The sequence below is a fragment of the Exiguobacterium sp. s124 genome, from assembly GCF_018617485.1.
Taxonomy (GTDB): Bacteria; Bacillota; Bacilli; order Exiguobacteriales; family Exiguobacteriaceae; genus Exiguobacterium; species Exiguobacterium aestuarii.
The window spans coordinates 1,600,606-1,612,118 of the sequence record NZ_JACSKH010000001.1; the positions used below are offsets into that span (position 1 = coordinate 1,600,606).

General features: G+C 52.1%; 10 protein-coding genes. All 10 read right to left on the minus strand.

Features of this window, described 5'->3' with window-relative positions; genetic code table 11:
* Nucleotides 1-60: 60 nt before the first annotated feature.
* Nucleotides 61-687: an orotate phosphoribosyltransferase gene (gene pyrE, locus KNO85_RS08360; RefSeq protein ID WP_214788948.1), complete on the minus strand. Its 627-nt coding sequence runs from the start codon at nucleotides 685-687 to the stop codon at nucleotides 61-63.
* The gene (pyrF, locus tag KNO85_RS08365) at nucleotides 671-1,375 is read right to left on the minus strand and encodes an orotidine-5'-phosphate decarboxylase (protein ID WP_214788951.1); all 705 of its coding nucleotides are present in this window, start codon (nucleotides 1,373-1,375) and stop codon (nucleotides 671-673) included. The genes pyrE and pyrF overlap by 17 nt, the downstream gene beginning before the upstream one ends.
* The gene (locus tag KNO85_RS08370) at nucleotides 1,350-2,276 is read right to left on the minus strand and encodes a dihydroorotate dehydrogenase (RefSeq protein WP_214788954.1); all 927 of its coding nucleotides are present in this window, start codon (nucleotides 2,274-2,276) and stop codon (nucleotides 1,350-1,352) included. Before KNO85_RS08370 ends, pyrF begins: the two co-directional genes overlap by 26 nt.
* A complete protein-coding gene (locus KNO85_RS08375) occupies nucleotides 2,273-2,992 on the minus strand; it encodes a dihydroorotate dehydrogenase electron transfer subunit (RefSeq protein WP_214788958.1) in 720 nt (239 codons plus the stop codon). The genes KNO85_RS08370 and KNO85_RS08375 overlap by 4 nt, the downstream gene beginning before the upstream one ends.
* Nucleotides 2,989-6,192: a carbamoyl-phosphate synthase large subunit gene (carB, locus tag KNO85_RS08380; protein ID WP_214788961.1), complete on the minus strand. Its 3,204-nt coding sequence runs from the start codon at nucleotides 6,190-6,192 to the stop codon at nucleotides 2,989-2,991. The genes KNO85_RS08375 and carB overlap by 4 nt, the downstream gene beginning before the upstream one ends.
* Before the next feature lies 1 nt (nucleotide 6,193).
* Nucleotides 6,194-7,276: a carbamoyl phosphate synthase small subunit gene (locus KNO85_RS08385; RefSeq protein ID WP_214788964.1), complete on the minus strand. Its 1,083-nt coding sequence runs from the start codon at nucleotides 7,274-7,276 to the stop codon at nucleotides 6,194-6,196.
* Nucleotides 7,254-8,534, minus strand: a complete 1,281-nt coding sequence (locus tag KNO85_RS08390) for a dihydroorotase (protein ID WP_214788967.1) — start codon at nucleotides 8,532-8,534, stop codon at nucleotides 7,254-7,256. Before KNO85_RS08390 ends, KNO85_RS08385 begins: the two co-directional genes overlap by 23 nt.
* Nucleotides 8,531-9,415, minus strand: a complete 885-nt coding sequence (locus KNO85_RS08395; RefSeq protein ID WP_214789860.1) for an aspartate carbamoyltransferase catalytic subunit — start codon at nucleotides 9,413-9,415, stop codon at nucleotides 8,531-8,533. The genes KNO85_RS08390 and KNO85_RS08395 overlap by 4 nt, the downstream gene beginning before the upstream one ends.
* A gap of 159 nt (nucleotides 9,416-9,574) precedes the next feature.
* Nucleotides 9,575-10,879 (minus strand): uracil-xanthine permease family protein, encoded by a 1,305-nt coding sequence (locus tag KNO85_RS08400; protein WP_214788970.1) that lies wholly within the window; start codon nucleotides 10,877-10,879, stop codon nucleotides 9,575-9,577.
* Nucleotides 10,880-10,928: 49 nt separating this feature from the next.
* Nucleotides 10,929-11,462: a bifunctional pyr operon transcriptional regulator/uracil phosphoribosyltransferase PyrR gene (gene pyrR, locus KNO85_RS08405; RefSeq protein ID WP_214788973.1), complete on the minus strand. Its 534-nt coding sequence runs from the start codon at nucleotides 11,460-11,462 to the stop codon at nucleotides 10,929-10,931.
* Nucleotides 11,463-11,513 lie beyond the last annotated feature (51 nt).

Here is an 11,513-nt window from a genome sequence, read left to right on the forward strand (position 1 = left end):
AGTTTACCATGAAGTATGACATATGCCGAATTGAAAAAGAATCCGCCCGAAGGTGGATTCTTACGATGTGACAAGGTCGCTCCAGGCGCGAGGATCCTGCTGCCACTCACGAAGAGAAAGAATTTCTGATTCGTTCAAGATTCCGGTCGACTGCGCAACATCGATCAGTTCGAGGAATGTCGTCAATGAAGCAACTTCGAGATGTGAGTCCGCTAGATTCTTCTCTAAAATCGGCAATCCGTAAGAGAAGATGGCTTGAATACCGACGACCTCACCGTCCGCCTCACGAATCGCCTGCGCCGCCTCGATACTCGACATACCTGTCGACAATAAATCCTCGATGACAAGGACACGTGCCCCGCTGTCAAGTTTCCCCTCGATTTGATTTCCTTTCCCGTGTCCTTTTGCACTCGAACGAACGTAAATGAACGGAAGCCCGAGACGGTCGGCAAGCAAAGCTCCATGTGGGATACCGGCTGTGGCCGTTCCCGCGATCACATCGATTTCTGTTGACTCGACTGCATCGACCAACCCATCGATGATTCTGTTACGGATGTCGGGATAACTGAGCGTCAATCGGTTGTCACAATAGATTGGACTCTTCAATCCGCTCGACCATGTATATGGCTCCGTCGGTGATAATGTGACAGCCTCAATTTGTAATAATGCTTCAGCGATTTGTTTCATATGTTTGTCCCCATTCCCTCATAAATTGTTCATACATGGCCATCGGATCATTTGCGCGTGTAATCGGGCGACCGACGACAATCGAGTGGACACCAATCATTCTCGCTTCACGCGGCGTTGCAACACGCACTTGGTCGTCATCGGATTGACCGAGTCGGATTCCAGGTGTGACCGTCATAAACGTGTCACCGAGTTCCTCATGAATCCATTTCGCTTCTCGGACAGATGCGACGACCCCGTCAAGTCCTGCCTGTTTGGCGAGCGTCGCCTGACGGATGACGGCTTGGTCGAGTCGACCCGCGATTCCGAGCTCCGTCTGCATCATGTGTTCATCCGTAGACGTCAACTGTGTGACACCAATCAATCGAGTCGTGTCATTCTCTTGACGAAGACCGTCCAATGCATAGCGCATCATCTTCTCACCGCCTAGCGTATGAACATTCGTCATCGTGACCCCAAGCTTTCCGATTTGACGCATCGTCCGTCGTGCCGTCTCCGGGATATCGTGTACTTTCACATCGAGAAAGACCGGATAGCCGAGATCGACCAATTCTTCGACAAAGCGTCCGCCTTCTCGATAAAACAGTTCCATCCCTACTTTGACAGCCGGACGGACTGGGAACGGTTTTAATAACTGAAGTGCCTCATCACGCGTTTCCACGTCAAGGGCGAGATACAAGTTGTGCATATGCTTTCCCCCTCACATCCAGAATGTGGTCAATCCCGAGTGAATCAAGTCGTGACGGTAATGCCTCGATAATTTCTTGGCAAACGTATGGATTTTCAAAATTCGCGGTACCGACTGCAACGGCAGAAGCCCCCGCATAGATGAATTCGAGAACGTCATCGACTGTCCGGACTCCCCCCATGGCGATGATTGGAATATCGACCGCTTGTGCGACTTCGTATACCATCCGAACCGCCACCGGTTTGATCGCTGGACCCGACAATCCTCCGATTCGGTTCGCCAAAATCGGTTGACCTGTCTGGATATCGATTCTCATCCCGACGAGTGTATTGATCATCGTCAACCCATCCGCACCAGCTGCTTCGACCGCGCGTGCCATGTCAGTGATGGACGTGACGTTCGGGGACAGCTTGACATAGACCGGCTTACTTGAAGCCGCTTTGACGAGTCTCGTCAATTCTGCTGCCATCTCAGGGTCTGTTCCGAATTGCATGCCCCCACACTTCACGTTCGGGCATGAAATGTTCAACTCGATCGCTTTGATGGTCGGGTCCGCACTAATGCGACGCGCGACTTCCACATATTCGTCTGGTGTCGACCCGGCGACGTTGGCGATGATCTCTGTATCAAAAGTGGAGAGGAACGGTAATTTCTCTTCGATGATCGCATCGACGCCTGGATTTTGAAGTCCAATCGCATTGAGCATCCCTTGCGCCGTCTCCGCGACACGTGGCGTCGGATTTCCGAATCGCGACTCTTCTGTCGCCGCCTTGATCATAATGCCACCTAAGATGGAGAGGTCATACAGTTTGGCGAACTCCTCTCCGAATCCGAAACAACCGGAAGCCGGGATGATCGGATTCTTTAACTGGAGTCCTGGTAAATCGACGTGTAATCTCATAACAGCACCTCTTCCGCATTGAATACCGGACCATCACTACACACTTTCACGTAGCCTTCCGGTGCTTTGCAGACGCAAGCGAAGCAAGCGCCAATGCCACAGCCCATTCGATTTTCAATCGAGACGTACCGCTCCGGAATCGGTGAAGCAGCGACCGCCTTCAACATCGCTTCTGGACCACAGCTGAATAACACGTCCGCCTCGATGCGTGCGAGTGGTCCCGTCACAAATCCACGTTCTCCGTAGCTCCCGTCAACTGTTGTGATAATCGTTTCCCCAAGCGCTTGAAAGGCTTCTTCATAAAAGACGCTTTCTTTTGAATCAAACCCAAGAATCGCAATCGTTTCAATTCCCATTTCATGTAGACGACGTCTGACGTAATAAAGTGGAGGTACTCCAATTCCGCCACCGACGAGGACGACTCGTTTTCCATGTTGTTTGAGTGGAAAGCCGTTCCCGAGAGGCCCGAGAACATCGAGCGTTTCCCCGACGCGCTTTCTTGCCAACTCGGAAGTGCCTTCTCCAATCACTTTGTATAAAAATGTGACCTCGTCTCCTTCGACGTTCGCCACCGATAACGGTCGACGTAACAAACCGGACGTCTTGATGTGAAAGAACGTCCCAGGGGCGACTTCCACCCCAGGACACTGTACTTTCATCTCCATCGTCGCTTTTGCGATTTGACGATTGCTGATGATTGTGACGTCACGTCTCATACCATCACCCCGAACTTAGTGAATGCCGGGATGCTGACCGTTTGGAACGACAGGCTTTCGATGACTTGTAGCAACGCTTCAACCGTATCGAGCGATGTGAGGCAAAGCGTGCCTTGCTCGGCGGCCGTACGGCGAATCAAGAAGCCATCTTTTGTCACGAGTGCGTCGCGACTCGTCGTATTGATGATCAAGTCGACTTCCCCGCGCTCGATCACGCTCAGCATCGTCTCACCCGATTCTTGAATTTTCCCAACCCGTCTGACACGCATCTGTTCCGCTTCTAGCGTATCTGCTGTACCGCTCGTCGCCATAAGACGGAAGCCGAGACGGTCAAATCGTTTGGCTAAGGCAACCGCCTCTTCCTTGTCGTGGTCTGCGATGGTCATCAGGACATTTCCTTTTAAAGCGATGTTCATTCCTGCTGCGACAAGACCTTTATAGAGTGCTTTTTCAAGTGTGCGGTCTGTCGCCATGACCTCCCCGGTCGACTTCATCTCAGGTCCGAGCGACGGATCGACTTCTTTTAATTTCGCAAACGAGAAGACCGGCACTTTGACCGAGATACTGTCTGACTCAGGATGGATGCCCGTTCCGAGACCGAGTTCTTTCAGGCTCGTGCCAAGGATCGTTTGCGTCGCAATTCGCGCGACCGGTAAGCCTGTCACTTTCGAGATGAACGGGACCGTCCGACTCGCACGCGGATTTACTTCGATGACGTACAAGTCATCTGCATAGACGAACTGGATGTTGAGCAGTCCCTTGATGCGGAATGCCTTCGCCAATTTGATCGTGTAGTCGACAACCTTTTGTTTCAACGCATCACTGAGACGTTGCGGTGGATATACTGCGATTGAGTCGCCAGAGTGTACGCCGGCACGCTCGATATGCTCCATGATGCCTGGGATATAGACGTCCGTTCCGTCACAGATCGCGTCGACTTCAATCTCAATCCCCGTCAAATAGCGGTCGATGAGGACTGGACGATCTTTTGAGGCGATGACGGCATTTCGCATGTACCGCTCGAGCTCCGACTGCTCATATACAATCTCCATCGCCCGTCCGCCAAGGACGTAAGATGGTCGGACGAGCACCGGATATCCAAGGTCGTTCGCGCAGGCTACTGCTTCTTCGACGTTCGTCGCTGTCTTGCCTGGTGGTTGAGCCAATCGTTCGGCAGACAACGTAGCTTCGAACGCCTTTCGGTCTTCAGCCCGATCGATGTCTTCTAGCGTCGTCCCGAGAATTTTCACACCGTTCGCCTCAAGCGATGCCGCTAAGTTGATGGCAGTCTGTCCACCAAATTGAACGATGACGCCGAGCGGCTTTTCGTTATCGATGACTTCTAACACATCTTCTGTCGTCAACGGCTCGAAGTACAATCGATCGGAGATCGAAAAGTCTGTCGAGACCGTCTCTGGGTTGTTGTTAATGATGATGGCTTCATATCCGGCGTCGCGAATCGTCTGAATCGAATGGACGGTCGCATAGTCGAACTCGACTCCTTGACCGATTCGAATCGGACCTGATCCGAGGACGAGGATCGATGGACGTTCCGTCTTCATCGCCTCGTTCTCCACTTCATACGTCCCGTAGAAATATGGCGTCTCCGATGCGAACTCCGCCGCACACGTATCGACCATCTTATACACCGGTCGAATGTTCCATCCGTGACGCTGCGAACGAATCGTCTCAACGTCTGATGCAAGGATGCGGGCAATCGCCACATCACTGAAGCCAAGTCGCTTCACGTCGAGTAAACGTTCTGACGTCAACGGTTCGTTAGCGAGTTGTTGCTCGGCTTGCCAAATATGATTCAATTTGTGTAAGTAGAAACGATCGATTTTCGTCAATTGGTGAAGTGCTTCCACCGTGTATCCGCGACGTAGCGCTTCATATACCATAAACAAGCGCTCGTCTGTCGGATGAACGAGCCCGTGCTCGAGCTGATCTGTATTCAATTGCTCAAGTTGCGGAACGTATAATTCTTCCATCCCGAGTTCGAGCGAACGCACTGCTTTCAACAATGCCTCTTCTAAATTTCGACCGATGGCCATGACCTCACCCGTTGCTTTCATTTGTGTGCCTAAGCGGCGATCCGCGGACTCAAACTTATCGAAAGCGAAACGAGGAATTTTGGCGACGACATAGTCAAGTGCCGGTTCGAATGAGGCGTAACTCGTCTCGGTGACCGGGTTTTTCAGTTCTGACAACTTATAGCCGACAGCGACTTTTGCAGCGAGTTTGGCGATCGGATAACCAGTCGCTTTTGATGCGAGTGCCGAGCTTCTTGAGACACGTGGGTTCACTTCGATGACGTAATATGTGAAGCTGTCCGGGTCGAGTGCGAACTGGATGTTGCATCCCCCTTCAATCCCGAGTGCCCGGATGATATCGAGCGAGACACTACGAAGCATCTGGTAATCCCGGTCCGACAACGTCTGGGTCGGTGCGAATACGATCGAGTCTCCCGTATGGACACCGACCGGGTCAAAGTTTTCCATCGCACAGACGATGATGGCTTGGTCGCTCGAGTCACGCATGACCTCAAACTCGACTTCTTTCATCCCAGCAATCGATTTCTCGAGCAAGACTTGTGTCACTGGACTCGCTTTTAATCCAGATTCGACGATTTGCTCGAACGATTCTCGGTCATGGGCAATCCCTCCACCGGTACCGCCAAGCGTGTAGGCAGGTCGAATAATGATTGGATATCCAATGCGCTCCGCGAAGCCCCAAGCGGATTCAAGCGTATGGACGATTTCACTCTCAGGTACGCCATGTCCGAGTTCGAACATGAGGTTACGGAACTGTTCACGGTCTTCAGCTTGTACGATGGCGGCTAGGTTCGTCCCGAGTAATTCCACACCACAGTCTCGTAAGACCCCTCGCTTATCGAGTTCAAACACCAAGTTCAATCCCGTCTGTCCACCGAGTGTCGCGAGTAACGCATCAGGGCGTTCTTGGCGGATAATCCGCTCCACAAATTCTGGTTCGAGTGGTTCGATATAGACACGGTCCGCTGTCGTCGGATCCGTCATAATCGTTGCCGGGTTCGAGTTGACGAGAATGACCTCGTAGCCTTCTTCTTTCAAGGCGAGACATGCCTGTGTACCAGCATAATCAAATTCTGCTGCTTGTCCGATCACAATCGGTCCTGATCCGATTACAAGGATTTTCTGAATATCTGGTCGTTTTGGCATGTCAAATTCCCACTTTCTGTTTGTTTTCTTGAACGAGTTGCATGAAACGGTCAAATAAATCGTTGGCGTCAAATGGTCCAGGTGCTGCTTCCGGGTGGTATTGTACCGAGAATGTCGGATGGTGTAGATGTTTCACTCCTTCGATTGTTCCGTCGTTGACCGCGCGATGCGTCACGATGAGCGCAGTATCGAGAAGCGATGACTCTTCTACCGCATATCCATGGTTTTGTGACGTGATTGTCACGGCGCCTGTCTCTAATTCGAGCACCGGATGGTTCGCCCCACGATGTCCAAACGGAAGCTTGAACGTGTTCGCACCGTTTGCAAGGGCGATCAGTTGATGCCCAAGACAAATCCCGAACATCGGTGTCGTCGGCATGAGTTGTTGAATGAGCGGAATCGCTGTCGGGACGTCTTTCGGGTCCCCAGGTCCGTTCGACAACATGATGCCATCTGGCTCATACCGCAACACCTCTTCTGAGGTGGCGTCATGTGGGAAGACGATGACTTCACAGTCTCGTTTCATCAACTCGCGCATAATCCCAAGCTTCGCCCCGAAGTCAATCAACGCGATTCGTGGTCCCTTACCTGTACTCACATACGTCCGCTTCGTCGAAACTCGCGCCACTTGGTCGTTCGGTGACAGTTCGTCAAAGCGTGACTGTACCTCGTCCCACGTCAACTCCCCATCGATAAGGACACCTCGCATGACACCTTGCGCCCGCAAGTGACGTGTTAACATACGCGTATCGATGTCCGACAAGCCAGGGATACCGAACCGCGTAAGCGTCGCGTCAAGCGTTGCCGTTGAACGGAAGTTTGATGGTGTGTCACACGCCTCTTTCACAATCAACGCCTTTGCCATCGGAACCGTCGTTTCAAAGTCCTCACGATTAACTCCATAGTTTCCGATCAACGGGTTCGTCAAGACAATCATCTGATCGCAATACGAAGGATCCGACAAGATTTCTTGATAGCCGGTCATACCTGTTTGGAAGACGACTTCCCCCATCGTATCCGCTGATGCTCCGAATCCTTTTCCGACAAATTTCATTCCATCCTCAAGCCATAATGTTCGTTTCATCAAATCGCCCCTTATATACAATTTCGCCACCGACCATCGTCATGACCGGCCACCCGACAAGTTGTTTCCCCGTAAACGGTGTGTTCTTCCCTTTAGAATAGAACGTCGTCGGATCTACCGACCGTATCGTCTCTGTATCGATCAGTACTAAATCAGCATCCGCCCCTACTTCCAGTTCACCTCTTGATAGGCCGAACACATCGCTCGGACGCTTCGTCATCCAGTCGATCAACTGGTGCTCTTCCATGACACCCTCTTTCACGAACGTCGTGTATAGAAGTGGGAACGCCGTCTCGAACCCGGTAATCCCGAACGGAGCTCTCTCGATGCCTTGCGCTTTTTCCTCTGCCGTGTGCGGGGCATGGTCGGTCGCAATCATGTCGATCGTCCCGTCGAATAACCCTTCGAGTAGCGCCTGTCGATCATCTTCGCTTCGGAGCGGTGGATTCATCTTAAAGTTGGCATCGAGCCCCGGGATATCCTCTTCGCTCAAGACAAGATGATGGGGTGTCACTTCTGCCGTCACTTGAATGCCTGCCCGCTTCGCATCTCGGATGACACGAACCGATTGACGAGATGAGACGTGACACACGTGATAGTGGCAACCGGTTTCTTCCGCAATCAAGACGTCACGGGCGATGTGGATGCTTTCTGCAAGGCTTGGAATCCCTTGAATCCCGTGAGCCTCACTGAACTTCCCTTCGTGGACCGAACCCGCTTTGAGCGTATTGTCTTCACAGTGTGCGACGACCGCTTTGTTCAATCGCTTGGCTTCGCGCATCGCTTGACGCATCATCGCCGCTGATTGAACACCGACGCCGTCATCGGTGAACGCGAATGCATCTGATAGAGATTCCATATCGACCTGTTCTTCGCCGAGTTGTCGTTTCGTGATGGCGGCGTAAGGAAGGACACGGACAACCGCGTCTTGCTTAATCTTTTCAAGGAGCGCGTCCATCGTTTCTCGATTGTCTGGTACCGGTCGTGTGTTCGGCATCGAACAAATCGTTGTGAATCCGCCTGCCGCCGCAGCCATCGTCCCCGTTTTGATTGTCTCTTTCGCTTCGCCTCCTGGTTCACGTAAATGTACATGTACATCGACAAGCCCTGGTGCGAGCAAGTAGCCCGTCGCATCGATGATCTCTTCACCGGCTGTCGTCCCTTTATAGTCGAGCGATTCGATTTTCCCGTCTTTCACGAAGATGTTTGTCGTGCGCTTTGTCCCGTTGTCATACCATGTCGCGTGTTGAAGTATCATTGTAGTCCTCCTAGTGCTCGATTTAAGATGCTCATGCGTGCATAGACGCCGTTCTTCATTTGTGGGAAGATGCGCGAACGTTCATGTTCAATCAGACTGCCTGCAATCTCCACATCCCGATTGACCGGTGCCGGATGCATGATGATGGCTCCTTCTTTCATCCGCTCGACTCGTTCGACCGTCAAGCCAAACTGCGTGTGATACTCCTCTTTCGAGAAGATGTCTCCCATGATATGCCGCTCGTGTTGAACACGGAGTAGCATGATGACATCACTTTCTGCTAGAACGTCATCGAGCTCCTTACGCTCGAGTCCCATTGAGTCGTCCCACCAAGAAGCAGGACTGCATCCGACCACATTTGCACCAAGACGTTTCAACACACTCGCATTCGATCGTGCGACGCGGCTGTGGACGAGATCTCCACAGATGGCGACGTTTAAGCCTTGAAACGTTTTGAACTCTTCAAAGATGGTGACGAGATCGAGTAACGATTGAGAAGGATGTTCGCCGCTCCCATCGCCCCCGTTCAGTACCGGGATGTTCAACTTTTCGACGAGTTCATGATAGTATCCCGCTTCCGGATGTCGGATGACGAGCGCATCGACGCCGATTGCCTCGAGCGTCTTGCACGTGTCATACAGTGTCTCGCCTTTCGTGACCGAGGATGTCGTCACGTCGAACGGAATCTCTTGCATGTTCAGATGTCGCTCGGCCATTTGAAACGAGTTTTTTGTACGTGTCGAGTTTTCAAAGAACAGGTTCGCGACCGTCTTCCCGTCAAATAATGGCGGTAGATCTCCTTGCTTATAGCGCAAAGATTCTTCAATCATGCCCATGATCTCATCGAGCGAGAGTGTGTCTAAGCTGACGAAGTGTTTCACTGGTTTCACATTGGTTTGCATCGTATTCATGTTCGTCTCCTCCTTTTGTTAGAGGCAAAGAGAAAAGGCGTCTCTTCACCGATGTGAAGGGACGCCTTCATTTGGGCAAGGTACACCCAAATAAACGAGCCTTCACTTTGCCGACCTCACGGGATCGAATTAAAAGTTACTTGCTTGTTTCGTTTCTTCAGTTGTGTTGACTTCAACCGCTGTCTCGACTTCTTCTTTCGGTAAGATGGCGTTCAAGAGAATCCCGACGACCGTTGCGAGCGCCATCCCTTGTACCGGGAAGCTTCCAAGTTGAATCATCGCCCCGCCTAGACCGATGACGAGGATGACCGATGAGATGATCAAATTGCGTTTTTCTGCCAAATCGACGTTGCTCTCCACCATCGTGCGTAGTCCGTTCGACGCGATGACCCCGAACAAGAGGATCGAGATGCCGCCTTTGACCGGATTCGGAATGGTTGAGATGAATGCCTCGATATGACCGAGGAACCCGAAGCTGATGGCCATGAGCGCTGCTCCGGCGATGACGTAGACGCTGTATACACGAGTGATGGCCATGACGCCGTTGTTCTCCCCGTATGTCGTACATGGCGGACCACCGAGTGCGGAAGCGACCGCTTTCCCTACTCCGTCGCCGAGTAGCGTGCGATGAAGGCCAGGATCTTTCATCGTCTCTCGTCCGATGATTTTAGATGTGACCATTTGATCGCCGATATGCTCTGTCATCGTGACGAGTGCGACCGGTACGATAGCGAGGAGTGCACCGACTTGCCACATCGGCATATAGTCGACGAACACCATCGTGAAGTCAGGGAGTTGGAACAAGCTTGCTTGTTGGATCGGTGAGTAGTCGATGATTCCGAATGCTGCGGCAATCCCATATCCTCCGACGATTCCGAAAAGGATTGGAACCGCTCCCCAAACGCCTTTCAGTTTCGTCATGGCGAGCATTGTGATCCCGAGTGTAAGAAGTGCGATTGTCATGAACGTTCCATTGTAGGCTCCATCTTGATTCATGGACATGTCGATGGCGACCGGCGCGAGCGACAATCCGATGACCATGATGACCGGTCCGACGACGACCGGCGGGAGCAACCGGAGCAACCAGTTGACGCCTGTCTTGTAGATGATCAAGGAGACGACGCCGTATACCGAACCGGCAATGATTCCGCCGAACAGTGCGGCTTCGACACCCCATTGCTGACTGACCGCAATGATTGGAGCGATGTAGGCAAAACTTGAACCGAGGTATGTCGGGACTTTGAAGCGAGTAATCGCTAAGAATGAGAGCGTGGCCACTCCGGAAGCGACGAGGGCGACCGATGTATTTAATCCTGTTAAAATCGGGACTAAAATCGTCGCTCCGAACATGGCGAAGACGTGCTGAAGACTGAATAACAGCCATTGTGGAAAGTGAGCAGGACGCTCGTGGATGTGTAGAACGGGTTGTTTCATATTGAATTTCTCCTTCCTGGCCTCTCTGGACCACCTTAAAGGTATGGGATTATTGCTGATTGATTGTCACTTCATCTGCCGTGTCGACTTCACTGAGTCGGACGACGACTTGCTCGGACTTCGATGTCGGAACGTTCTTCCCGATGAAGTCAGGTCGAATCGGGAGCTCCCGATGCCCTCGGTCGATCAAGACCGCAAGTTGAATGTAGTCTGGGCGACCGTGGTCGACGAGTGCGTCCATTGCGGCACGAACCGTTCGACCAGTATACAGGACGTCGTCGACGAGGACGACGGTCTTACCGTTAATATCATGTGGCAATTCCGTTGCTTTCACTTCCGGGTCTAGTGACTTTTTCGATAAGTCATCCCGGTAAAGCGTGATGTCGAGATTCCCGAGTGCGATCGGCTTGCCTTCAATCTCTTCGATGCGACGAGCGAGTCGGTCGGCGAGCGTCTCTCCCCTCGTCTTGATTCCGACGAGCACCACATCATCAATCCCTTTGTTGCGCTCGATGATTTCATGAGCGATTCGGGTCAGCGCGCGACGGATGGCTGATTCATCTAAAATGACGGATTGTTTCATGTCATTCCTCCTTTCTTACTTTATCCAAAAAGAAGACTCCCTCGTCCGGCT